Origin of the sequence: Chryseobacterium sp. MYb328 (assembly GCF_037572595.1) — a bacterium.
In the GTDB taxonomy this organism is placed as follows: domain Bacteria; phylum Bacteroidota; class Bacteroidia; order Flavobacteriales; family Weeksellaceae; genus Chryseobacterium; species Chryseobacterium pennae.
This window is the reverse complement of sequence record NZ_JBBGZQ010000004.1, coordinates 300,772-323,045: the sequence shown is the minus strand read 5'-3', so window position 1 is coordinate 323,045 and position 22,274 is coordinate 300,772. Positions and strand designations below refer to the sequence as shown.

The 22,274-nt window shown below is 36.0% G+C and carries 27 protein-coding genes; 5 read left to right on the top strand and 22 right to left on the bottom strand.

The window, feature by feature from the left end; all coding sequences use genetic code 11:
* Positions 1-2: 2 nt before the first annotated feature.
* The 13 genes from WH267_RS06995 to WH267_RS06935 all read right to left on the bottom strand — a co-directional run bounded on the left by WH267_RS06995 (position 3) and on the right by WH267_RS06935 (position 9,278).
* The gene (locus WH267_RS06995; RefSeq protein ID WP_340006838.1) at positions 3-941 is read right to left on the bottom strand and encodes an ADP-ribosylglycohydrolase family protein; all 939 of its coding nucleotides are present in this window, start codon (positions 939-941) and stop codon (positions 3-5) included.
* The gene (locus tag WH267_RS06990; RefSeq protein ID WP_340006836.1) at positions 941-1,627 is read right to left on the bottom strand and encodes a Sir2 family NAD-dependent protein deacetylase; all 687 of its coding nucleotides are present in this window, start codon (positions 1,625-1,627) and stop codon (positions 941-943) included. Before WH267_RS06990 ends, WH267_RS06995 begins: the two co-directional genes overlap by 1 nt.
* A gap of 68 nt (positions 1,628-1,695) precedes the next feature.
* Positions 1,696-2,211: an O-acetyl-ADP-ribose deacetylase gene (locus tag WH267_RS06985; protein ID WP_340006834.1), complete on the bottom strand. Its 516-nt coding sequence runs from the start codon at positions 2,209-2,211 to the stop codon at positions 1,696-1,698.
* Positions 2,208-3,023 (bottom strand): TIGR02452 family protein, encoded by an 816-nt coding sequence (locus WH267_RS06980; RefSeq protein ID WP_115973991.1) that lies wholly within the window; start codon positions 3,021-3,023, stop codon positions 2,208-2,210. The genes WH267_RS06985 and WH267_RS06980 overlap by 4 nt, the downstream gene beginning before the upstream one ends.
* Positions 3,024-3,179: 156 nt before the next feature.
* Complete coding sequence (locus tag WH267_RS06975) at positions 3,180-3,608, bottom strand: ADP-ribosylation/crystallin J1 (RefSeq protein WP_340006831.1); 429 nt, start codon at positions 3,606-3,608, stop codon at positions 3,180-3,182.
* A gap of 10 nt (positions 3,609-3,618) precedes the next feature.
* Entirely contained in the window at positions 3,619-4,209 is a 591-nt protein-coding gene (locus WH267_RS06970; protein ID WP_340006829.1) for a DUF4291 domain-containing protein, read from the bottom strand.
* A 10-nt stretch (positions 4,210-4,219) separates the two neighbouring features.
* Positions 4,220-4,690: a macro domain-containing protein gene (locus WH267_RS06965; protein WP_340006852.1), complete on the bottom strand. Its 471-nt coding sequence runs from the start codon at positions 4,688-4,690 to the stop codon at positions 4,220-4,222.
* Positions 4,691-4,761: 71 nt separating this feature from the next.
* Positions 4,762-5,832 (bottom strand): adenylosuccinate synthetase, encoded by a 1,071-nt coding sequence (locus tag WH267_RS06960; RefSeq protein ID WP_340006827.1) that lies wholly within the window; start codon positions 5,830-5,832, stop codon positions 4,762-4,764.
* Between the two features lie 42 nt (positions 5,833-5,874).
* Entirely contained in the window at positions 5,875-6,729 is an 855-nt protein-coding gene (locus WH267_RS06955) for a hypothetical protein (RefSeq protein ID WP_340006825.1), read from the bottom strand.
* A 2-nt stretch (positions 6,730-6,731) separates the two neighbouring features.
* A complete protein-coding gene (locus WH267_RS06950) occupies positions 6,732-7,067 on the bottom strand; it encodes a hypothetical protein (RefSeq protein ID WP_115973986.1) in 336 nt (111 codons plus the stop codon).
* 72 nt (positions 7,068-7,139) lie between these two features.
* On the bottom strand, positions 7,140-7,685 hold the full coding sequence (locus WH267_RS06945) for a prolyl hydroxylase family protein (RefSeq protein ID WP_340006821.1): 546 nt from the start codon (positions 7,683-7,685) through the stop codon (positions 7,140-7,142).
* Positions 7,686-7,716: 31 nt separating this feature from the next.
* Positions 7,717-8,259 carry an NADAR family protein gene (locus tag WH267_RS06940; protein WP_123320227.1) on the bottom strand — a complete coding sequence of 181 codons (543 nt, stop codon included), beginning with the start codon at positions 8,257-8,259 and terminating at the stop codon, positions 7,717-7,719.
* A 323-nt stretch (positions 8,260-8,582) separates the two neighbouring features.
* Positions 8,583-9,278, bottom strand: coding sequence for an NUDIX hydrolase (locus WH267_RS06935; protein ID WP_340006819.1), 696 nt, complete (start codon positions 9,276-9,278; stop codon positions 8,583-8,585).
* Between the two features lie 123 nt (positions 9,279-9,401).
* Between WH267_RS06935 and WH267_RS06930 the strand changes: the two genes are divergently transcribed.
* Positions 9,402-10,046: a DUF1579 domain-containing protein gene (locus WH267_RS06930; RefSeq protein WP_340006817.1), complete on the top strand. Its 645-nt coding sequence runs from the start codon at positions 9,402-9,404 to the stop codon at positions 10,044-10,046.
* Between the two features lie 54 nt (positions 10,047-10,100).
* Here WH267_RS06930 and lepA read toward each other — a convergent pair whose 3' ends face one another.
* The 4 genes from lepA to WH267_RS06910 form a co-directional block, all read right to left on the bottom strand.
* The gene (lepA, locus tag WH267_RS06925; protein ID WP_115973144.1) at positions 10,101-11,897 is read right to left on the bottom strand and encodes a translation elongation factor 4; all 1,797 of its coding nucleotides are present in this window, start codon (positions 11,895-11,897) and stop codon (positions 10,101-10,103) included.
* 239 nt (positions 11,898-12,136) lie between these two features.
* The gene (locus tag WH267_RS06920) at positions 12,137-12,652 is read right to left on the bottom strand and encodes a hypothetical protein (protein ID WP_115973143.1); all 516 of its coding nucleotides are present in this window, start codon (positions 12,650-12,652) and stop codon (positions 12,137-12,139) included.
* 9 nt (positions 12,653-12,661) lie between these two features.
* Positions 12,662-13,210 (bottom strand): hypothetical protein, encoded by a 549-nt coding sequence (locus WH267_RS06915; protein ID WP_340006814.1) that lies wholly within the window; start codon positions 13,208-13,210, stop codon positions 12,662-12,664.
* A 17-nt stretch (positions 13,211-13,227) separates the two neighbouring features.
* A complete protein-coding gene (locus tag WH267_RS06910) occupies positions 13,228-13,779 on the bottom strand; it encodes an RNA polymerase sigma factor (RefSeq protein ID WP_115973141.1) in 552 nt (183 codons plus the stop codon).
* A 182-nt stretch (positions 13,780-13,961) separates the two neighbouring features.
* Here WH267_RS06910 and WH267_RS06905 point away from each other — a divergent pair, with 182 nt between their 5' ends.
* The 4 genes from WH267_RS06905 (at position 13,962) to porW (ending at position 18,524) form a co-directional block, all read left to right on the top strand.
* Positions 13,962-14,714, top strand: a complete 753-nt coding sequence (locus WH267_RS06905) for a Rossmann-like and DUF2520 domain-containing protein (protein ID WP_340006809.1) — start codon at positions 13,962-13,964, stop codon at positions 14,712-14,714.
* Positions 14,704-15,222, top strand: a complete 519-nt coding sequence (locus WH267_RS06900; protein ID WP_115973139.1) for a KdsC family phosphatase — start codon at positions 14,704-14,706, stop codon at positions 15,220-15,222. The genes WH267_RS06905 and WH267_RS06900 overlap by 11 nt, the downstream gene beginning before the upstream one ends.
* Positions 15,223-15,230: 8 nt before the next feature.
* Positions 15,231-15,794 (top strand): Maf family protein, encoded by a 564-nt coding sequence (locus WH267_RS06895; protein ID WP_340006807.1) that lies wholly within the window; start codon positions 15,231-15,233, stop codon positions 15,792-15,794.
* Between the two features lie 147 nt (positions 15,795-15,941).
* Positions 15,942-18,524, top strand: a complete 2,583-nt coding sequence (porW, locus tag WH267_RS06890; RefSeq protein WP_340006805.1) for a type IX secretion system periplasmic lipoprotein PorW/SprE — start codon at positions 15,942-15,944, stop codon at positions 18,522-18,524.
* A 67-nt stretch (positions 18,525-18,591) separates the two neighbouring features.
* On the opposite strand, the gene tsaB is transcribed toward porW, so the two are convergent.
* The 5 genes from tsaB to WH267_RS06865 all read right to left on the bottom strand — a co-directional run bounded on the left by tsaB (position 18,592) and on the right by WH267_RS06865 (position 22,247).
* A complete protein-coding gene (tsaB, locus tag WH267_RS06885) occupies positions 18,592-19,266 on the bottom strand; it encodes a tRNA (adenosine(37)-N6)-threonylcarbamoyltransferase complex dimerization subunit type 1 TsaB (protein ID WP_340006803.1) in 675 nt (224 codons plus the stop codon).
* Positions 19,267-19,354: 88 nt separating this feature from the next.
* Positions 19,355-20,104 carry an SDR family NAD(P)-dependent oxidoreductase gene (locus WH267_RS06880; protein WP_340006801.1) on the bottom strand — a complete coding sequence of 250 codons (750 nt, stop codon included), beginning with the start codon at positions 20,102-20,104 and terminating at the stop codon, positions 19,355-19,357.
* A 122-nt stretch (positions 20,105-20,226) separates the two neighbouring features.
* A complete protein-coding gene (locus WH267_RS06875; protein ID WP_123320236.1) occupies positions 20,227-20,598 on the bottom strand; it encodes a YraN family protein in 372 nt (123 codons plus the stop codon).
* 36 nt (positions 20,599-20,634) lie between these two features.
* Entirely contained in the window at positions 20,635-21,564 is a 930-nt protein-coding gene (locus WH267_RS06870; RefSeq protein ID WP_340006799.1) for a S66 peptidase family protein, read from the bottom strand.
* On the bottom strand, positions 21,561-22,247 hold the full coding sequence (locus WH267_RS06865; protein ID WP_115973132.1) for a LysE family translocator: 687 nt from the start codon (positions 22,245-22,247) through the stop codon (positions 21,561-21,563). Before WH267_RS06865 ends, WH267_RS06870 begins: the two co-directional genes overlap by 4 nt.
* Between the last annotated feature and the right edge of the window lie 27 nt (positions 22,248-22,274).

Sequence of the window (22,274 nt, the reverse complement as noted above, 5' to 3'; positions counted from 1 at the left end):
GCTTATAGGTATTTATGGTTTAGCTTTTCACATAATTTTTCAATATCATCTTTTTTCACCAGTTCGTTAACCCATTCCTGAGGAATATTTTCAAATCCATAATAGATTCCTGCCAACCCTCCTGTAATGGCTCCGGTTGTATCTGTATCTTCACCCAGATTAACGGCTTTCAATACTGCTTCAGAATAGCTTTCTGAGTTTAGAAAGCACCATAAAGATGCTTCCAGACTATGCAGCACATAGCCGCTTCCTCCTATTTCATCTTCGGGATACCCTGAAATATCATTTTTTAAAATCTTTTGAAAAAGTTCAATCTCATTTAAGCTAAACCATTGTTTTTCTGCATATTCCAGAACCAGATTTTGTATATGTGTATATGCTTCCGTTTTATTTTTTTCTTTAATTAATTGAATTGCAAAAATCACATAGATAAAACAGGCAAAAACAGATCGGAAATGCCCATGAGTGATTGTGGAGACTTCTTTTACCGTTTGATAAATCTTTTCAATATTTTCTTCATTCTCTAAATAAAAAGCTAAGGGAAGAATTCTCATTAAAGAACCATTCCCATTATCTTCTTCAAAAATATTCCCCGAAAACCGGGCGCTTTCTCCTTTAATTAGCCTTGTAATAGCTTCTCTTGTAGTTCCTCCTATATCGAAAAGTCTTCCGTGGGCAGTCCAGTGACCATATTTCACCCATTTTACAAAACTTTGCCCTATCTTTTCCAGGTTATAGCCCTTTGTAAGTTCTTCTGCCAGACATAATGTTAATGAACTATCATCACTCCAGGTCCCCTTGGGTTGATTATGCGAGCCAAATTCCTGCATTTCTGTAACAGGAAACTGTTTCAAATATTCTCTGTTTTTAAACTCAACCGGAACTCCTAAGGCATCACCGATGCATACACCCATAATTCCTGCCTTTACTTTATTTTCCATCAGGCAAGGTTTACCAGCTTGTCAAATAACAGTTTCATTCCCTGTGTGGCGGTTTCTTTCATCACCACCGCTCTTTGCCCATAGCCAAAGCCTGTTTCATTAGGGTTGATAACAATTAAAAGACAGTCATCTTTGATATCATGGATCAGTCCAGCTGCAGGATATACCTGTAAAGAGGTTCCGATTACCAATAAAATATCTGAGTCTTTTACTATTTCTCTAGCATCCTGATATAAAGGAACATCTTCCCCGAACCAAACAATAAATGGTCTTAATTGCCCCCCATCTTCTGCTTTATCTCCTATCTTGATGTCTTCTTTCTGCTCATAGATCAGCTTTTTATTATTGCATGAGCAAGATTTAAACAATTCACCATGGATATGAAGAATTTTTGTGGAACCGGCTCTTTCATGCAGATCATCAATATTTTGGGTAATGATCTGAACATCAAAATATTTTTCCAGTTCTGCCACTAGTTTGTGGGCTTCGTTAGCTTCCACTTCATGAAGTTGACGTCTTCTCTGGTTATAGAATTCCAACACCAAAGCTCTGTCTTTTTTCCATCCTTCCGGACTGGCCACATCGGTTACATTATGATTTTCCCAAAGGCCGTCTCCATCTCTGAAGGTTTGTATTCCACTTTCTGCACTGATTCCTGCTCCGCTTAATATGGTTAGTTTTTTCATTGGTTTTTAATTTTGTTTCGTACACTGAGTTTTTTCTGCCACGAATGCACTAATATAATTATTGATGCTTAAAAGGATTCTTTTAAATTTTTTTTATAAATTTCTTCATTCTCTTCATCAAAACAGACAAAAATAACTTTCTCTATACTATCTGACTGAAATTTTCTTACTTCATTGACTGCAATTTCCCCAGCCAGCTCTTTAGGAAATTTATAAATTCCTGTACTGATATTGGGAAAAGCAATTACTTTAACCCCAAGGTCTCCTGCAAGTTTTAAAGAGTTTTTATAACAGTTTGACAAAAGTTCTGAGCTCTTTTCTTTATGATCATTCCAGACTGGTCCTACAGTATGGATAACATATTTTGAAGGAAGATTTCCCGCTGTTGTCACTACTGCTTCTCCTGTGCTGCATTTTCCTTGTCTGTTTCTGATAACTCTACATTCTTCCAGTATTTTTGGTCCTCCAGCACGATGAATAGCACCATCTACACCTCCACCGCCCAACAAAGAGGAATTGGCAGCATTGACAATAGCATCTGCATGAATCTTTGTGATATCTCCTTTTATAACTTCAATTTTCATTGTATTTCTTCAAACGGCTTCAGCATCTCTTCTTTCTTTGTAAGGACAGCAAAAACCACTCTTTTAAATTTGTTCTTATATTTTCCCTGGAGATATTTTTTGAACAACCCAGCAATTTCTTTTGGATCATTTTTGAATACTCCGCAGCCCCATGCTCCTAAAATCAAGGTTTCATTTCCCTGGTGTAGGGCCAGTGCAAGCATCTTATCCATTCTGATATCCATTGCTCCTAATATCTCATTTTCTCTTTGAGGTTCCTGCCTTTTTACCACTCCTGCATTCACAGCTGCTGAAGTAATGAAATTACACATAACAGGTTTGGATAACAATTCTCCTTTATCCTTTCTGAAAACAGGAACTTTTGGGCTGTAAATCATTGTATCTGTATAAAAACAAGAGGTCATACTACGGTGTAATGTGTAATAATCGTCTGCCATTAAAAGGGTTTCATACAATGCTGACGTTCTTGCCAGGCTTTCTTCCTGCGCTTCTGCTCCATTAATAAATCCGCCACCCGGGTTTTTTGCAGATGCAAAGTTCAGACACATTACTTTATCCTGATCTTCTTCTTTAGTTAATTCCAAAATAGCTTTTAACGAACTGCAACGCAAGGTTTCAAATTGAGTTTCAAAATGAGTTTCCGGCATTGGAGCAACTGTAAGCTCAGAAAGTTGTTCAGGAGTGAAAAGAGCGGTTTCTTTTTTACTGATTTCCAGCTCGTTTTCTATATCTATCCTTTCGTTTTCTGTATTTATATAATATTTCCTGGCCAGGATATCTAATGTATCTTTTGCCATTCCTTTATTTGTCATGATTCTTTTTTTTGAGCCACGAATGCACTAATTTTTTATCAGGATTATAGCTTATTTTAACCCTTATAATGATGGCATTATCATTTTTATTCGTGCATTCGTGGCAGTATTCATTTAATTCTTTTTGGCCACGAATGCACGTTTTTTTTTACTATCCTATGGATTCGTGGTAGTTGTTTTTAAAGTCTTTACCAGACTCTCTATTTCGTTATTTGCGGATCTTTTAAAATCGTTTCCTACAAATACTTTGATGACTTCTATATTTCCAATGATGGCATTATTGAAAGTGTCCAGCTCTTCCGATGGAACCCACAATTCATTATGATTTCTGGCTCCTACATTCTGTGCCGGATATTGATCAGCAACATCTTCCAAGACTTCAAAACGGGTTACAAAACCAAGATAATTTCCAAACTCATCTCGGGTATTCCATTTCTCAGCAATTTCTGAAGCATAGTCTTCATCCAGAACCGGGTAAAAGATGGGTTGCCATTCTAGTCGTGGAGGAAATTTTTTATATCCGTTCTCCATAATAAGAACCATTTCCTTTTCTCCTACCGGTCTGTACAATCTTGTTGTTTTCATCTTCTTAATCTTAATTTGATCCTATCCTACGAGTAATTTCATTGGATAAAGGATATATTTTTTCTACGGGTAATAGTTTCTTTGCTTTATCATATTCTCCCTGTTTGGTAAGATTCAATATCTTTTTTACCAGTGGTGAATAATCTTCTATTTTTACGATCCAGTCTTCATTAAACTCTTCTATCAGATACCTACTGATTCCAATCTGTATGGAACGATACTCTAATTTATTTCCTTTAATATTTCTTTCAGGATCCCATTGTACATAGACTTTGGCATTTTCAAACGCTTCTTCCCAAGTTTCAGGGTTGGGATATACCCTTTTTTCAGGAGAAGTTAAAACAGCCAGTTCTAATGCTTTCTCCCAGGCTTCTCTTTTAATATGAATAGCAAGAGTACATTCCTGATTGGATTTCTGTCCGTAATTACTTCGCTCCATCATCCAAAGAAAAGAAGGTTTAATCCAAGTCATTCTGCCAAATGAAAAAGGAGTACTAAACTTCTGATTTTCTACTGCAGATTGTGCAATGGCTTTATTATAAGCCTGATATACAACAATGGTATCACGGGTATAATCTGCTCTTATTTCAAACTCTTTCATTACTTACTTATTAATCAAAATCATATACATATACCTCAACATTATTTTTAAGCAAGGTCCTTTCAATGATAGGTTCTATTTCTTCCCATTTCCCACCTGCCAATCCACACCCGATTCTCGGCATGTGAACACTTGCATTGAGTTCTAAGGCTTCATTGGCTAATGTTTCCAGAGATTTTTCAATAGCATCGTATCGAACAGGAACTCCGTTACTTCCGGTTTTCATTCCTTTTTGACCGATCATATTGGCAACATACATGTATTTTTCAACCTGTACAATCTGAATTTCGCCTAATCCAAAATTATTTTCATTTCTGAAACGGTGCCAGTTTCTGTATTCTTTTTCCGGTTCTTCCCATCTTTTGGAAACTGCCAGCACAAAACCTTTTCCCCAGCCTCCCAAATCGTTACAGATATGAGCCATGATTTTTATTCCTTTTGCCTGTGGAACCGTAGCATCTCCTTTTAAATAGTGTATCATTTTCATTGTTATCTGTTCTTAATTCATTTACCTCATCATTTCTACTTTAAATATAAAACCTTTCTTCAGTATTAAAGCAGCCTTTTAAAATCTTTTGAATAAGGAGAATAAGATCCGAAAATGATATCAAATTTCATTTCTAATTTCTCAAATTTAAACTCCTCTTCAATCTGATCCAGACAGGTTATTACTAAATTCTTTTTTGTTGAATTTACATAAGCCCCATCCAGTTTTAAGGCATAATTCAACAGGTTATAATCCAAATATCCAAATCTCAGGTCCTTCTGATACTCATTAAAGATACAGGTTTCCTCTTCATTGTTTTTCAATAAAACCTCCTTTTCATTGCTCATCCAGCCGCTCCCATGACGTGTTGCATAGCTTCTGGTCACATAATACATTTCAATATCTTCAATATGAAGCCTCTTACAGATCTCATAGGCATTTTTTGAAGTGGTATTAGCATAGGTTACGTTCGGAAAAATACCATGATCCATATCTAATAAAATGCCTTGACTGCCTTCAAAAATGAGATTTTCAAATGAATTCAGATAGTCATAATCATTAATCTTCCAATCAATCTGATCAATTGCTTCTAAAAAAGGTTTAATCTGTTCTCCAATTTGCTCCTCTTCCATAAAACCGTAGTAATAAGCAATTCCTTTCAACTTTTCTACCAACATTTCCTTTGGAGCAATAAGATCAATCCCAAATAGCCTATAAGGGCTTTCATTTCTTTTCATGGTAGCTCCTACTCCCTTTCCACAGGTTCCGTGTTCCAGATTCTTGGAATTAGTCCTGTTTTGCCAGACATCAAAAGGCGTAGTTACCTTGGCTAAAGGATGAATATGAAGCTCTATATTTCCGTTTTTTGCCTTTAATTCTTCTCTTTCATTGAATAGAAACAGAGGATGAATGGTGCAATGTTCGGTAAAGTAAGATGGCAATCCGCGAAGAGCTCCACTCGCAAAGCTTGAATGAACATGCTTCCTGTCATCTATCATTACCGTATGAGCAGCCTGCTGTCCTCCTGAAAATCTGATCACCACAGACTCAGGGTTTTGTTGAGCCAGGAAATCTGTAGTAATTCCTTTTCCTTCATCTCCGAAACCTAATCCTATAACTATTTGTGCCTTTTTCATGTCTGGTATTTTTAAAATTATTGCCCTCCGGCAAGTTGTAATCTAAAGCATCTGTACGTTGTCTAATCCGTCCATGGTTGATGTTCTAAAGGTTTTATCTTTAAATGTATTGCAGATAATTTTTTTAATTACCTCCGGGATTTGTCTATGGTCTTCTATCGATATACAGTTTTGTCCTAACAGCTCTTTCCAGCCTCTGTCTGCTCTTATTGCCTGATCAGAATGTAAGACATTGATATGATATACTTCGTATCGTTTTTTAGCTTCTTCCAACAGTTCATAGTGAGTATAGGTCTGCTGACCGGATCCCATAATTTCCCTAATGGCTGATGCCGGAAGTATTTTCAGACAAGGCTCGTCACCCACTGTAAACAATAGTCCTTTTTGGTTTCTTTTTTCAAAAGCATCTGTTCTGGTGTGGAAAGCGGCAAAATACCAGGATAAAAGATAACTTTCACCAGCATTTCCGCCTCCTCCGGATTCAATATAAGTACGGGTAAGCCACATATCCAGTTCTTGATCTCCTGACTCAAACTGACCTACCTGAAGAGGATAGCTATCGCATTCATGATCTCCTATTCCCAGGAAAAGCAATGCAGGATCCGGAACTCCGCCCTGAATAATACCACCCATCAGTTTTGGTAATCCTTCTTTGATGAGTTCATGAGGAATATGTCCCATACTTCCGGTGACATCCAATCCCAGAATAATAGGAACTGAATTTGGATGTACCTCAGAATCCCTGGACTCCCTGAAGGAAATTCCGTGAGGAATCATTGATGGATGCGCCTGTCTTTTGGCATTCTGTGTGAAGATTTCACCTGCGGATTTTGTTCCGTAACCTGCTTTGCTTGCTCTGTCATAACGAGCGTCTATATCGTATCTTGTACTTCCCATGACTAAAATGTTTTTCCGAATAAATATTCAAATCTCTTTTGACTTACTTCTAGCTGAATATTCAGATTTCTGATTGTTAATGATATTTCCATGTCTTTCTGAACGAATGCTTCTGGATTAAAATCCGCAAAAGTCAGACTGTTTCTGTCCAAAGGGCTGATATCAATTAGTCCTTCCTGCTCACGCTCGAGTCTTTTTATTTTTAACTCGATGTCTTCTACCTTGCGCCTGTAAATCAATTCTGAATCTTCTCCGATCGTTCGCGCACGGTCTTCTCTGATCTGATCATTGTTTCTCTGTAATGACTCGATAAATCTTGGTTTTAATTCATCTTCCATATCTGATCTTTTTTTGTGTTATTATTACGCTAATTAAAAAGAGCATAGCTATGCACTATCCTGCATTCATTTTTAACAGGAATACATTATATCAGTTCTTAAAACATATTTTAATCCGCTAATCAGTGTTTTTCCCTCATGTCTTAAAGGATGATAAAAAACTAAGGCTGTACCCTTCTTGGGAGCTACTGTGAAAAGGTTTTCAAATTCTGTTTCTCCTCCTTCAAAGTCATCATTCAGATAGATTAAAAAGGTATAGAAACTCTTCTCTTTTTCATTTCTGATATAGCTTCCGTCCCGGTGCATTTTGAATTGCTGGCCTGGAGAATACTTATAAACCCTGAACATTTCATTAAAATTCATGAGCCTGTAATCTTCATGTTCTTGAGGAAGAAATTCTGCTGCTTTTCTGAAAAGATCTTCAGCCAGATTGTTATCAAAAATCATTAGCCTGTCATTGTTTCTGATCCCTTTGCTCATCATCTGACGTCCACCAACATTAATTTTTGCTTCTTCGAAAGTTTCCCCCTGTGCCAAAGCAATGTATTCGTCACATTCTGCTTCTGAAAGAAAGTCCTCAATTAGGAATATCTGCGGATGTAGGTCTGTTTTTTCCATGATTAATATTCTGTGACTGGTTATTGTGTTTTTACCCTCTTAATTCGTCTCTTACTTCCATCAAAGCAAATCCTAAAAGGTTTTCTCCGTTCCATAATAAAGGATTTTCTGCTCTTGAATCTGTTTCCAGCATCCCGATTCCCCAAATGGTATCGTAAGGACTGGCTTCTACCAGTATTTTATCTCCTGTTGACAAAAGAAAATCTTTATACTTTTTGTTTTGAGAAAATTTTAAAAGATTTCCCTGTCTTACAATCTCATATTTGTGCTCATCCCAAAGCTTCGGATCAAAGTTTTTTACTTTTCTGCCCAGGCTTTTAACCTGATTAGGAGTAGATGCCTGCAATATTTTTTCTAAGTTTTCATGGTCATTGAATAATTTTGCTTTACCAGCCATCATATAATGTTCTGCTGTTTTATAAACAACCCCATTTTCTTCAAAATTCCCTGTAAACCACTGGCTAAAACATGATTTGGTGATTTCATTTTTAACCGTGTGTCCCCAGAAAAATAAAAACTTTATCCTTTGCTTCTTCTGAAATTTCTCTTTAATATTTTGTAAGGTGTATTTCATATTGTGTTATTTCTACGCAAATGTAATACAATATCATTTTATTTACCAAATTTATTTGTGTTATTTTTACACTAATACGTATAACTATTTGATTTTCAGATTAAAAATATAATACACTGTAATAGTAAATAAATATATATTTGATTTTTTTAGCCACGAATGCTCGAATAATTTATTATAACCATTTGAAAGGTTACATTTTCATTCGTGCATTCGTGGCATTATTTCATCTCAATTCTTTTATACCTTTATCTTGTAAATAATAAAGTGGCCGCCTCAGATTGAGCCGACCACTTCATTGAAATATATTTTGTGATAGAAAATTATTTGATTTCGAAATAAAATCCCTGTTCTTCCAATTCTTTATATTTTTCCTGATTAAAAGTAAAGAGTTTTCCGGGCCTTCCACTTCCCTCTTTTTTAACGTTATTGGTTTCATTAAGCAATCCGTAGCTCATGATTTTCTTGCGGAAGTTTCTGCGGTCAATTTCCTGTCCTACAATAGTTTTGTACAAATTTTCAAGGTCAGAAAAAGGGAATTCTTCATTGAGAAGATTAAAGCCTATGGGCTGATATTGAATTTTTGTACGAAGCCTTTTTAAGGCAATATCAATGATATTTTTGTGGTCAAAAGCCACTGTTGGAAGCCTATTGACACTAAACCACTGAGCATCATCAGCATCGGAATCTGCAAAAAGTTCATGGTAAGATGGGTTTACAAGCCCCAGATAAGCGATAGAAACCACTCTGTTTCTCGGATCACGGCCCACGTTACCAAAAGTATAGAGTTGTTCTAAAAAATCAGGCTTTATGCCTGCTTCTTCATGCAGTTCTCTTTTTACGGCATCGTCCAGATTTTCATCGTCGAGTACCAGTCCTCCCGGAAGCGCCCATCCCCCTTTGAAAGGTTCAATATTTCTTTTGATGAGAAGGATCTGTAAATCTTTCTTATCGAAATACCCGAAAATGACTGCATCTACAGCAACTTTGATATCCTGTAATTTTTTTGGAGACTCCATAAATTTATTTGCGTTACGAATACGCAAATATACTGTTTATCATGAGAATAAAAAAAGATTTTACTAGTAATAAAAGTTCATACCTTTAAGTTATTATTATAACCAACTTAAAATTAAATATTTATGAAAAATTTACTAGCAATCATTTCTCTTGCTTTCTTATGTACAGCGTGCGAGAAAGGCAAAACAACAGCCTCAGATAATTCAGATAAAAAAGATTCTTCTGCCACAACTTCTGAATGGAAACCTGTAGATTCAGCAACAGCTACTAAGGCATGGATGGAATTTGCCACCCCTGGCGATATGCATAAAATGCTGGCTAAATTTGACGGAAACTGGACAGGTGCAACCAGCATGTGGATGGACGACAGTGGAAAAGCAGTGACTTCTACTTCTGAATGCACTAATAAAATGATTTTCGAAGGCCGTTATCAGGTAAGCAATTACAAAGGTAATTTTATGGGAATGCCCTTTGAAGGTATGAGCATTATGGGCTATGACAATGCCAAGAAGAAGTTTGTAAGTACCTGGATTGATAATATGGGAACAGGATTAATGCATGCCGAAGGAGACTGGAATCCTGGTAAGAAATCAATTGATTTTAAGGGTAAAATGACAGATCCAAGCCGACCTGGAAAAGAATGCGAAGTAAGAGAAGTTTATACCTTTACTGATGACAATAACCATACATTGGAAATGTATGGACCTAATCCGAAAACAGGAAAGGAAATGAAAACCATGGAGATAAAATTCACCCGTAAAAAATAAAATAAAACCCCCGTTTCAGCTTGAAACGGGGGTTGTTTTTATAATGATACTGAATTATTCATTAAGCTTCAATACAGCCATGAACGCAGACTGTGGCACTTCTACCCTTCCAATCTGTTTCATTTTCTTCTTACCTTCTTTCTGCTTTTCCAATAGTTTACGCTTTCTGGAAATATCTCCTCCGTAACATTTTGCGGTAACGTCTTTTCTTAGAGCTTTAATGGTTTCTCTTGCAATAACTTTTGCTCCCAATGCTGCCTGAACAGCAATATCAAACTGCTGTCTTGGGATCAGTTCACGAAGCTTTTCACACATTCTTTTTCCGATATAGTAAGCATTACTGTCGTGGATCAGAGATGAAAGAGCATCTACCATGTCACCATTGATCAGGATATCCATTTTTACAAGCTTGGAAGCTCTGAATCCGATTGGGTGGTAATCGAATGATGCATATCCTTTAGAGATTGATTTTAATCTGTCATAGAAATCGAAAACAACTTCAGCCAAAGGCATGTTGAAGATTAGTTCTACCCTTTCTGATGTTAAATAACTTTGATTAACGATCTCTCCTCTTTTTTCGATACATAAAGTCATTACTGCTCCAACAAAGTCAGATTTTGTAATGATAGATGCTTTAATGAAAGGTTCTTCTACTCTATCCATTGTAGAAGGATCCATCATTTCAGATGGGTTATTGATCAGGATTGGAACTTCAGGTTCTTTTTTGGTATATCCAAAATAAGAAACGTTGGGTACCGTAGTAATTACGTTCATATTGAACTCTCTGTCAAGACGCTCCTGAACGATTTCCATGTGAAGCATCCCTAAGAATCCGCAACGGAACCCAAAACCAAGTGCTGCAGAACTTTCCGGTTCGAAAACCAAAGAAGCATCATTTAATCTCAGTTTTTCCAATGAGAATCTCAGTTCTTCAAAATCTTCAGACTCAATAGGATAAATCCCCGCAAATACCATTGGTTTTACTTCCTCAAATCCATCGATTGGCCCGTCTGCAGGATTCTCAAATGAAGTAATAGTATCACCTACTTTTACTTCACGGGCATCTTTAATACCAGAAATCAAATATCCTACATCTCCACACTGAATTGTTTTCTTTGGAACCTGTTTTAGCTTTAAGGTACCAACCTCATCAGCTCCATATTCTTTTCCTGTAGCAAAGAATTTAATTTTTTCATTTTTAGAAATACTTCCGTTTACCACTTTAAAGTAAGCTTCAATCCCTCTGAATGGGTTATAAACAGAGTCAAAGACCAATGCCTGAAGTGGTCCGTCAGGATTTCCTACCGGTGCAGGAATTCTTTCAACGATCTGCTCTAATAAATGATGAACTCCTTCTCCTGTTTTTCCTGAAACTCTCAATACATCTTCGTATTCGCATCCGATAAGATTCATAATCTCATCTGTTACTTCTTCAGGATTAGCAGACGGAAGGTCAATTTTGTTCAAAATCGGAATGATCGTTAAATCATTTTCCAATGCTAAGTATAAGTTACTAATTGTTTGTGCCTGAATACTCTGAGCAGCATCTACAATAAGAAGCGCTCCTTCACAGGCAGCAATAGATCGGGAAACTTCGTAAGAAAAGTCAACGTGTCCCGGTGTATCAATCAGGTTTAGAATATATTTTTCTCCTTTATACTCATAATCCATCTGGATCGCATGAGATTTAATAGTAATCCCACGTTCCTTTTCCAAATCCATATCATCAAGCGTCTGAGACTGTAATTCTCTTTGGGTAACGGTATTCGTATACTCCAAAAGACGGTCTGCCAAGGTACTTTTACCGTGGTCGATATGAGCGATTATGCAAAAATTTCGTATGTTTTTCATTTAAGAATCTTGTAATTTGCAAAGATAAAAAAAAGCGAGAGATTATTGTCTTTCATTATCTTATTGTATCAATTTATTTAAATTTTCATCAGAAATATCATATTCTCTGTTGTTGGGAATATTTCTCTTCAACATAATAATCTTTTTATTTTACTACAAAATTAGATTTAAAGAGAAAATTAAACGGCTCTCACAAAAAAAGATCTGTAAGAGCCGTCCAACATTAAAAAAATAAACTATTATGGGGTCTGTTTAGGTCCCGAAGCATTATTATGTACATGAGGTTTTCTTTCGTTCATTTTATCTCTCATCATACCCTCAGACTGAAACAGCTTAAGGACTTTCTGGCAGGGAATTACCTGCTGCATTTTTTCTGCATATTTTTTTCTGTTATCCAGAAGCTTCTGTCCTATCTCAAAGCTTTGCTGTAATTTAGCTTTAGCTTCATCATCTGATAATGTTTCAGGATTAAAGCCTGGATCAAATTGACTTTTTATCTGCTTCTGACTATCCAGATACTCGTTATAAAGCTGGGTAAATTCTGCCTTATCTCCGGAATCTACATTCAGATTATCCATGATCATATTATTCCTGAATTTCTTAAGGAGTTCCTTCCTTTCCTCAGGAGAAAGATTGTTGATGACTTCCTTTCTTTGTTTAGGATCCATCTTCTTCCAATCATAGTCGGTTCTTTGAGCATTTAAGCCAAGACTAAAACCATAAATAATAAAAAACGTCAATAGTATCTTTTTCATCTTTCTTTATTAATTATATAAATCCAAATAAACATCCTGAGTTGAGTTACTTGCCAGTTCTGCAATCTCAGAATTGGAGAACGAGTCCAGATATTCATTCATCCGGGTTTCTTCTTTTTTAGTTACGGGTTTCACTATTTTTTGTGAAACAGCTTCTTTTTCATTTCCTCCTTGGCTTTTTACAGCTAAAGAAGTATTATTTTTTTGATTTCCAACTGTTTGATTATTATTTTCAACAGAGGTTAAATCTCCTTTCAATGTTTCATAGGCAAGCTCAGATTCCGTTTTAGGCTCTCCTTTATGCATTGCATACGCCTCTTTTGAACTCAATCCCTGATCTGCAGAATTATTACTGGAATTATAAATAAAAGTTATTCCAAAGATTAAAGCCAGTGACGCTGCTACTGCATACATCCAATTTAATTTAAAGACCGGTGCTGGTGCTTTTTGCTCCGGCTTTATATCATTCATAACCCTCTCCTGAATATTTTCAAACAAATTTTCAGGGACTGTGTAAATGTTTTTACGTTCTAGTTTTTCTATGTCGAACTCTTTCATCTTTGTTTTGTCAAAAATTATCTTTCGTAATTTTCCTTAATATAATCTTCTATTTTCTGTTTGGCATAATGATAATTAGTTTTCAATGTCCCTACCGACATATCTACAATCTTAGATATTTCTTCGTAAGGTAAATCATCATAATACCGCATCATAAATACCAGTTTCTGCTTTTCCGGCAGGCTTTGTATAGCGTTCTGTAATAAAGTCTGTATCTCTTCTGCATCACCTTCTACATTGTCTGCCACCAGATTTTGCATATGATACTCCGGGTCTTCATCTGTTTTCTGCATTTTCTTCAGTTTGTTGACCTGCTGCAATGCTTCATTGGTAGCAATTCTATACAGCCATGTATACAGCTGACTATCATTTTTAAACTGATGAAAATTCTGATAAGCTTTGATAAAAGTTTCCTGCAAAGTATCCTGGGCAAGATCTCCGTCCACAATAATTCTTCGTATGTGCCAGTACAATCTGCTTTGATAGGCATCCATCAAAGCACGAACACCTTTATCCTGTGTCCGTGGATTCTGCATCAACGAAATAATTTCCGCGTCCTTAATCTTCATAAGATGCCTTTCACTGTTTTGGATTACAAAAATAACTGAAAGTTAAATTAATTATTCAATTTTCAGTTTAAATATTAAAAATATTATGAGACAGTTACGCAATAAGTGTGCCTCTATTTAAGTTTGGGGTTTCTATGCGGATCTTCCTTTCCCGACTCATCTTAAAATCCTATATTTGTTAGATGCAAATTGTAATTATCGGTTCCGGAAATGTGGCTTATCATATTGCCAAAGCCTTTTCTTTGAAAGGTATTTCCCTTGCTCAGATCTTTGGGCGGAACGAAAAAGAATTGAGTGAAATTTCTGAAGAACTGCATATTCCTTATTCTACAGAAAAGTTGGAAGATGCAGATCTGTACATCATCTGTGTAAGCGATCATTCTGTGGAAGAGGTTTCTAAGATGATTACCAAGAAAAATTGTCTGGTTGCACACACTTCAGGTTCTCTTCCAAAGGAAACTTTAAGCGGTGAATACAGAAAAGCCAGCTTTTATCCTTTGCAGACCTTTTCAAAATCAAAGGAACTGGAATATGAAAAAATCCCGTTTTTCATTGAAACAGAAAATAAAGAGGATACAAAAATACTCTTTGACCTTGCTTCCAGAGTATCAGAAAATGTAATGGAAAGTAATCATGAAAAAAGAAAATATATTCATTTAACGGCTGTTTTTGCCTGCAACTTTGTGAATCATCTTTTTTCAAGAGCCAAAGAAATTTCAGATTCTCAGGAGATTCCTTTCGATTATTTTTTACCGCTGATTGATGAAACGATTCAGAAGATCCATGAGATAGAACCTAAAATGGCTCAAACGGGGCCGGCTGTAAGAAATGATCTTAGGATTTTAGAATTACATGAACAATTAATACAAGACGAAGAAAGTCTTAGCATTTATAAGACAATGAATCATTCTATTCAAAAAATGTATGAGTTATAAAGAGAAATTAAAGGATATTAAGGCCTTTGTATTTGATGTAGACGGAGTTTTCACAGATGGAAGCGTTTATCTGATGCCTGGAGGAAATATGAGCAGAGTAATGAATGTACTGGATGGCTACGCAGTGGTTAAAGCCTTAAAAAACAATTATTTAATAGGAGTTATTACTGGTGGAAATGATGAAATGGTAAAACACAGAATCAATTACCTTGGAATCCAGGATTATTATCCGAAATCCCATAATAAAATGGAGGATTTTGAAGATTTTAAAAAGAAATATAATCTTAAGAATGAGGAGATCCTGACTATGGGAGATGATCTTCCTGATATCCATATTATGGAAAGCTCTGCTATTGCGGCATGTCCTGAAAATGCCGTTCCTGAAGTAAAAGGAGTAGCTGATTATATTTCTCCAATAAAAGGAGGAAGTGGTGCTGTACGTGATGTCATTGAACAGGTCATGAAAGTTCAGGGGAACTGGCATGATGATAACACCCAATCTGTATAACTTTACTTATGAAATTACTTTTAGCATCACAGTCACCAAGAAGAAAAGAACTTCTTTCCAGCCTTGGTTTTGAATTTGAGGTTGTAAAAATCGACTGTGAGGAATTACTTCCTGAAAACATTAAAATAGAACAGGCTGCGGCTTATTTATCTGAATTAAAAGCGGATGCTTTCAGAAATCTGGCAGCAGACGAGGTTTTGCTTACGGCTGATACAGTGGTGGCCTTTGACCAGAAAATTCTGGGAAAACCTAAGGATGATTCAGATGCCCAACATATGCTTCGAAGCCTTTCGGGAAGAATCCATCAGGTGTATACTGGAATTACCATAAAAACTGCAGATAAAACATTTACGGAAACAGATGTTGCCGATGTGACCTTTGACGAGATCAGTGATGATGAAATACAGTATTATATTCAAAATTATAAACCATTTGATAAAGCCGGAAGTTATGGGATTCAGGAATGGCTTGGAATGGCGAAAATCAAAAGTCTGACAGGAAGTTTTTATACAATTATGGGGCTTCCTACCCATCTTGTTTATAAAATTTTGAAAGAGATTTCCACGGTTTAAAAATCACAGCGGTTTCTGACGTCTATAAAGATGAAATAAAATATTTCCCGAAGAAATATAAATATTATTCATTATAAAATTTTATTATTTTTACAAAATCATCAAACTGCTGATAATAAAAAGCAGATTAGCAAGTTATATTGAATAATGAAAAAGAATATATTGTTCCTTTTAGTGATTTGTCTTATTGCTTCCTGTGCTACCAAAACAAAAAAGCCGGAGCAACGTTCAAAATTATTGAAAGGCTTTTCCACATATTATAATACCCTGTTTAATGCCAAAGATGCATTAAATAGTGAATTCACGACCAGGGATAAGGCCCATAAGGATAATTTTTATGCTCCTTATATCCCAATACTTACTTTTGAAGATCAACCTTTGGGAAGTGATCTTGGCCAATCAGCAGCTTTTGCAGAAAATTCTATGAAAATGGCAGAAGTAGCCAACAGGCCTGGAAGAAATAGCGGAATTCCTAATATGCCGGGAGGTCCCGGAAATGATTCTAACAATCCGGATGCAGCCCCAACAAAAGGAGCAACAACACTGGAAATTGCTGAAGCTAAAGCATTAAAAGCCATCAATAAATATTCTGTTACCAGAAATGGTGAAGAAAAAAATAAACAGATTTTTGATGCGTATATAATTCTTGCCCAATCAAGAATTTATCAGAACAAACCATTGGAAGCATTGGATGCTCTTAACTATGTCTTCACCTATATGAAGGATGATAAAAGAGTTCCACTGGCAAGAATCTATCAGGGAGTAGCATATGATAAGATCAAAGATTACCATAGAGCTCATGAAACTTTTGCTAAGTTAAAGGGAGAAGATATTAATAAATCCTATGCTAAACTATTGAGCATTTATTATGCTGAGTCTCTTTTAGATGCAGGAAAAAAAGAAGATGCTTCCAAGGAACTTGATCTGGCTTTTGATTTAAATTCCAACAGAAAACTGAAGAGCAGAATTGCCTATTTAAGAGGTCAGGTTCTTGAAAATCTGGGACAAAATGATAAGGCAAGGGATAGCTATACTGCTGCTTACAAATACTCCAGTGATTTTGAGTTTGAGGTAAAATCTCAGATTGCCATTGCCAAAACCTTTAATGGTAAAGGAGATTATAACGGCGCCAAAAACTATCTGGAAGGGATCAGCAAAAAAGGGACTTATGGTTCCCGAAAAAATGAATTTTATTATGCTTTAGGTCTTATGGCTAATAAAGCCGGAAAAAAGGATGAAGCACAACAGTTTTTCAAAAAATCATTATTTGAAAAGGTTTCTGATCCTCAAATCCGTGGGCTTACTTATTATGAAATAGGAAAAAGCTATTTTGAAAAGAACGATTATATTGGTGCCGGAATTTACTATGATTCTGCGCTTGCCGTAATGACCTATGAGCCTTCTAAAATTCTGTTAAAAGACCAATCTGCCTATATTAAAAAGATTTCCAAGAACTATTATCTGATCAAAAAGAATGACAGTGTTCTTTCTTTAGCTAAGATGGATAATGCTCAAAGAACAGACTTTTTTTCAAAGTATATTGCGAAATTAAAGATCAAGGAAGAAAAAGAGGAACAGGAAAGAAAACTTGCAGAACGAAACAAAGGATTTGATACCGGAGATTATAGTGCAAATTCTATTTTTGCCAATAATAGTTCCAGTGCTTTTGAAGATTTTGGAGTGACAACGAAAGGCTTTTATTTCAACAATACCGGAACCGTAAGCAAAGGAACATCTACATTTAAGCAGGTATGGGGCGAAAGAGCGCTTTCTGATAACTGGCGTTTTTCTAAAAAAATGGCTTCTATTGAAGATATGAAAAATGAAGCTCTTGGAGTGACTTCAGCGCCTAATCCAAGACGTTTTGAACCGGCTTATTATATTGAGCAGATTCCTACAGATCAGGGAAAATTAGCTCAACTGAAAAAGGACAGAGATACGGCATCATTAGGATTGGGTATTATGTATCAGAATTATTTTACCAATACTCCTCTGGCCACCAAAACTCTTTATGACCTTGTAGATGTGAAACCGGAAGAAAAGGTAATGCTTCAGGCATTGTATGAAATTTTTGCAATGAACTATGAGAAAACTCCTCAGGCAGCAGAAAAAGCAAAACAAATTCTATTGACTGATTATCCTTATACTTCATATGCAGAATTTGCAAGGAACCCTAAAAACAATTCATTTGTAAAATCAACGGTAGATGTAGAAAATGAGTATAAAAGAGCCTACGCTTTATATGAGTCTGAGAAATTCGTGGAAAGTAAGGAAGTCGTTGACCAAACTATCCAGAAATATCCAAAAGATGCACTGGTACCGAAATTATACCTGTTGAATGCTTTCAATACAGGAAAATCCAGCGGAAAAGAAGTCATGATCCTCCAGCTTGAACAGATTGTCTTAAACTATTCTAAAACTCCTGAAGGAATAAGAGCTAAAGAAATGCTGAATTACCTGAAAAGTGACCTCAGCTTCCAGGCTACAGACAATAAAGGAAATTCGATCCAGCAACCACCGGGCTCTCCTACTCCATCTTCGAACAAAAGCAAAAATGTTCCGCAAATGGCAACCGGAGACTCCAACAGCCAAGGAAACCCGGATGCTAACCAGACTAAACAGCTACAACAGATGCCGACAGTGAATATGAACAATTCTCCACAGCAGAAAATTGATAAGCCTAAAGTAAAAAATAAAAATGTCCCTGATGGTGGGCCAGAAAGCCAATAAAATAAAAAAGCGAAGATTTACTCTTCGCTTTTTTATGTAGTTATTGTTTCTTCTGAGACATAAAATTTTATGACCCTTTTTTCTTTACTCCATGGAAATCTTTAAGATAAAAAGGTTCAAAATAAGCCATATCTTCGAATTCTTTATTCTCTATTTTTTCCAGCGTCTTTTTAATCAGATATTGCGAAGAAGGATAAATATCTTCTCTGAAGTCTGCATCAGGCAGATTTAATATATCTTTTGCTTTCCTTGCACCGTCTCCCACAAAGACTACCTTTTTATCTCTGAACTCTTCAAAAGAAGTTTCGTCTAAAATCTTGGCTTCAGTTGCTGAAATTTCTTTTCCTGTAGAACCGTCATAAACAGCTGTATAAACCTCCATTCTCCTTGCGTCGATCAATGGCACTATAAATTCATAGTTCTGGTCTAAAAACGGCTCTATCATGCTTTCAAGAGAATTAACGGCAATAAACGGAACCTTCAGTCCATAGCAGAACCCTTTTGCAGAGGCAGCACCAATTCTTAATCCGGTATAAGATCCCGGTCCTTTACCTAGTGAAACTGCTTCAATGTCTTTCAGTGAAATTCCTGCACCTTCCAGAGCCCATTCTACATGGGTATGAAGGCTTTCAGACTGTTTATAGTTTTCAGAAACTTCTTCACACACGCATAACAGCTTTTCGTTATCTGATACGGCTACTGAACAGTTTTTAGACGATGTTTCAAGATATAGAATTTTCATAAGATAATGTAACAATTTAGCAATATAACAATCCCTAATCACTGGGTGTTATATTATTTTTATGCAAATTTAATCCTTTATTTTGAGACTACTTTCTATAGATTGTTCTCGGTTCGGACTGAGCACTTGGGTAAATGCACATATCTGCAATCGTAACGTGCTTCGGAGCATTGATACAATAAGCAATGGCATCTGCTATATCTTCTGCCTTTAATGCCTCATAACCGGAATAAACCGTTTCAGCTTTTCCACTGTCTCCTTTGAATCTTACCAATGAAAAATCTGTTTCTACAGCTCCCGGTTGAATATTGGTTACTTTGATCCCGAATTCAGTAAGCTCCAGTCTTATTCCTTCGGAAATAACATCTACTGCTTTTTTGGTAGCACAGTACACTACTCCATTCGCATAGGTTTGTCTTGCTGCCACAGAACTAATGTTTACAATGTGACCTAAGTTTTTAGTTTTCATTCCAGGGATGATCATTTTGGAAACATACAGAAGTCCTTTTACGTTCCCATCAATCATCGAGTCCCAGTCATCGGTCTTTCCGGATGATAGCGGCTCAAGCCCATGAGCATTCCCTGCATTATTAATCAGAACATCAATCTCTTTCCATTCTGCAGGAAGCGAATTGACCGCTGTTTCCACTTCTTCAAGATTCCTCACATCAAATCTCAAACTAAATATTTCGGTAAGTTGAGATAACTCATCCTTTAAAGATTTCAGTACTTCCTCTCTCCTTCCACAAATGATGATTCTGTTCCCTTGTTTTGCCAGCAGTTCAGCAGTGGATTTACCGATACCGGAAGTTGCTCCGGTGATTAATATTGTTTTCATACAACTGATTATTTATTTAATATAGCAATCTATGAGCCTAACAATTTGCCAATGTATGATATTTATTGTTACACTGATCTCTTACTAAAATGATACATTATTTATTATACTTTAGGATTACATCAATTCGCGTCAAATGCCTGAAAAGCATCGGCAATATGATCAATCGTTAAATTTCTATGTTCATCAGGAAGAACGGAAATGATATCAAACCTTACTTCATTTTCTTTATTCAATTCTTCCAGATAATGATTTGCTGCCAAGACAATGGATCTGATCTTTGTTTTGGTTACGGCTTCCTGAGGCAGTATAAAAGCATCTGTAGATCTTGCTTTTACTTCAACAATAATGATTAATTCATCCTTTTCAGCAATGATATCTATTTCAGCTTTTTGAAACCTGAAGTTTCTGGCCAGGATTTTATAACCGCTTTTCTGAAGATAACCGGCAGCCAGATCTTCTGCGATTTTTCCGAAGTCATTGTGGTCAGCCATTTTCTATATTTTAAGATATAAAAGTGGAGTAGTAGCTTAAAATTCGATCTTTACTTTAGCATCAATTTTTACCTTAACCGTTCCACCAATTAACAGTGGTCTGTTGTCCTTGATATGTCCGTTGGGAAAACCAAATACAGTAGGAAATTTATATTTTGAGATTCTTTCAGAGATCATTTTATAAGCAAATCCGTCAAAACTGGATTCATACTCTTTATTGTCTTTTTCATCGCCCATATTGGTCATTCCACCTACGATAAGACCTTTAATCTTATTGAAAACTCCTGCCAGTTCCAGACTCATCATCATACGATCAAGCGCGTAGAAATTTTCACCAATATCTTCTATGAATAATATTTTATCTTTAAAGTCAAAAGAATATTTGGTTCCCAGAAGGGCATAGATAAGGGCTAAATTACCTCCGATCAATTCTCCTTCAATATTACCTTTTTTATTTAATGGGTGGGATTTTAGGCTATATTTTGGTGTTTTCCCTTTTAAAATATCGAAAATCAGATTATAACTTTCATCGGTCACCCCAAAACTGGATGTTTTAATGGTCTGCCCATGAATGGAAGCAAAGCCTTTTTTCAACAGATAGCTTTGTATAACGGTATTATCTGAATATCCGATATACCATTTCGGATTTTCTGTGAAATTTTTCAGTTTCAGATGCTGGATCAGGTGCTGGCATCCGTAACCTCCTCTTGAGGCCCAGACTGCACCAATCTCTTTATCGTTTAAAGCCCAGTTGATATCTTTTATTCTTTCCTTTTCTGTTCCGGCATAATTGTATCCGTTTGAAAATTTGGTATAAAGATGTTCGCCTAAAACAGGTTCAAATCCTTTACTTTTTATTAATTCTATCCCCTTTTTAAGTTGAGAAGCATCTACAGCTCCTGCAGGAGAAATAACAGCTATTTTGGCTCCTTTTTTAAGAGCTTTTGGAAAGATAATTTTTTTCATTTTGTCTTTTGATATTTTACTTCTTTTTTCTCGGCTTCTTCCAGTTGTCTGTCAAACTGATTAAACTTTTTAAAGCTCTGCAGGAAGATAAAGAAACTGAAAACAATAAGAATCACTCCTACAACTCTTCTGATCCTGTTGGCCAGTTTTTGGGTGAGTTTATCGTGAAACTGCTTAGCCAGAAATATCTTGGCAAGGTCAATGCCCAGATAAGTTCCTATTACAATGCTTATATATAAAATAAAACTGCTGGTGTCCGGATATTGATTCCTTACGGAAATTACCGTTACCAGCCAGAAAAGAATGACTCCAACATTGAGAAGATTAAAGAAAAAACCATTGAAAAAGGTTTTAATATAATTTTGACTAATGATCTTCTCTTCACCAGGCATATGCATTTTGGTCTTCGTTACCAGCATGACAATTCCATAAATAAAAATAAGAATGGAAGTGATCCTGTAAAAACCAGGGTGTTTATCAATTAAAGTAACAATATCCGCACTGGCATAATAAGCTGCTACAATACACAATAAATCTGCAGTAATTACGCCCAGATCCAATGATAAGGCATGCTTTGGGCCTCTGGAGAAACTGGTTTCAATTAACAGGAAAAATATAGGCCCTATAAAAACCAGACTCAACATGAATCCTAAAATAATGGCAGATAATACAAGTTCAAGCATTTAATAAATTTTAAAATGAAAAATATT

What these genes read in the sequence shown, in the direction of transcription:
- WH267_RS06995 (WP_340006838.1), bottom strand. Translation starts at nt 941, where the DNA reads ATGGAAAATAAAGTAAAGGCAGGAATTATGGGTGTATGCATCGGTGAT.
- WH267_RS06990 (WP_340006836.1), bottom strand. Translation starts at nt 1,627, where the DNA reads ATGAAAAAACTAACCATATTAAGCGGAGCAGGAATCAGTGCAGAAAGT.
- WH267_RS06985 (WP_340006834.1), bottom strand. Translation starts at nt 2,211, where the DNA reads ATGAAAATTGAAGTTATAAAAGGAGATATCACAAAGATTCATGCAGAT.
- WH267_RS06980 (WP_115973991.1), bottom strand. Translation starts at nt 3,023, where the DNA reads ATGACAAATAAAGGAATGGCAAAAGATACATTAGATATCCTGGCCAGG.
- WH267_RS06975 (WP_340006831.1), bottom strand. Translation starts at nt 3,608, where the DNA reads ATGAAAACAACAAGATTGTACAGACCGGTAGGAGAAAAGGAAATGGTT.
- WH267_RS06970 (WP_340006829.1), bottom strand. Translation starts at nt 4,209, where the DNA reads ATGAAAGAGTTTGAAATAAGAGCAGATTATACCCGTGATACCATTGTT.
- WH267_RS06965 (WP_340006852.1), bottom strand. Translation starts at nt 4,690, where the DNA reads ATGATACACTATTTAAAAGGAGATGCTACGGTTCCACAGGCAAAAGGA.
- WH267_RS06960 (WP_340006827.1), bottom strand. Translation starts at nt 5,832, where the DNA reads ATGAAAAAGGCACAAATAGTTATAGGATTAGGTTTCGGAGATGAAGGA.
- WH267_RS06955 (WP_340006825.1), bottom strand. Translation starts at nt 6,729, where the DNA reads ATGGGAAGTACAAGATACGATATAGACGCTCGTTATGACAGAGCAAGC.
- WH267_RS06950 (WP_115973986.1), bottom strand. Translation starts at nt 7,067, where the DNA reads ATGGAAGATGAATTAAAACCAAGATTTATCGAGTCATTACAGAGAAAC.
- WH267_RS06945 (WP_340006821.1), bottom strand. Translation starts at nt 7,685, where the DNA reads ATGGAAAAAACAGACCTACATCCGCAGATATTCCTAATTGAGGACTTT.
- WH267_RS06940 (WP_123320227.1), bottom strand. Translation starts at nt 8,259, where the DNA reads ATGAAATACACCTTACAAAATATTAAAGAGAAATTTCAGAAGAAGCAA.
- WH267_RS06935 (WP_340006819.1), bottom strand. Translation starts at nt 9,278, where the DNA reads ATGGAGTCTCCAAAAAAATTACAGGATATCAAAGTTGCTGTAGATGCA.
- WH267_RS06930 (WP_340006817.1), top strand. Translation starts at nt 9,402, where the DNA reads ATGAAAAATTTACTAGCAATCATTTCTCTTGCTTTCTTATGTACAGCG.
- lepA (WP_115973144.1), bottom strand. Translation starts at nt 11,897, where the DNA reads ATGAAAAACATACGAAATTTTTGCATAATCGCTCATATCGACCACGGT.
- WH267_RS06920 (WP_115973143.1), bottom strand. Translation starts at nt 12,652, where the DNA reads ATGAAAAAGATACTATTGACGTTTTTTATTATTTATGGTTTTAGTCTT.
- WH267_RS06915 (WP_340006814.1), bottom strand. Translation starts at nt 13,210, where the DNA reads ATGAAAGAGTTCGACATAGAAAAACTAGAACGTAAAAACATTTACACA.
- WH267_RS06910 (WP_115973141.1), bottom strand. Translation starts at nt 13,779, where the DNA reads ATGAAGATTAAGGACGCGGAAATTATTTCGTTGATGCAGAATCCACGG.
- WH267_RS06905 (WP_340006809.1), top strand. Translation starts at nt 13,962, where the DNA reads ATGCAAATTGTAATTATCGGTTCCGGAAATGTGGCTTATCATATTGCC.
- WH267_RS06900 (WP_115973139.1), top strand. Translation starts at nt 14,704, where the DNA reads ATGAGTTATAAAGAGAAATTAAAGGATATTAAGGCCTTTGTATTTGAT.
- WH267_RS06895 (WP_340006807.1), top strand. Translation starts at nt 15,231, where the DNA reads ATGAAATTACTTTTAGCATCACAGTCACCAAGAAGAAAAGAACTTCTT.
- porW (WP_340006805.1), top strand. Translation starts at nt 15,942, where the DNA reads ATGAAAAAGAATATATTGTTCCTTTTAGTGATTTGTCTTATTGCTTCC.
- tsaB (WP_340006803.1), bottom strand. Translation starts at nt 19,266, where the DNA reads ATGAAAATTCTATATCTTGAAACATCGTCTAAAAACTGTTCAGTAGCC.
- WH267_RS06880 (WP_340006801.1), bottom strand. Translation starts at nt 20,104, where the DNA reads ATGAAAACAATATTAATCACCGGAGCAACTTCCGGTATCGGTAAATCC.
- WH267_RS06875 (WP_123320236.1), bottom strand. Translation starts at nt 20,598, where the DNA reads ATGGCTGACCACAATGACTTCGGAAAAATCGCAGAAGATCTGGCTGCC.
- WH267_RS06870 (WP_340006799.1), bottom strand. Translation starts at nt 21,564, where the DNA reads ATGAAAAAAATTATCTTTCCAAAAGCTCTTAAAAAAGGAGCCAAAATA.
- WH267_RS06865 (WP_115973132.1), bottom strand. Translation starts at nt 22,247, where the DNA reads ATGCTTGAACTTGTATTATCTGCCATTATTTTAGGATTCATGTTGAGT.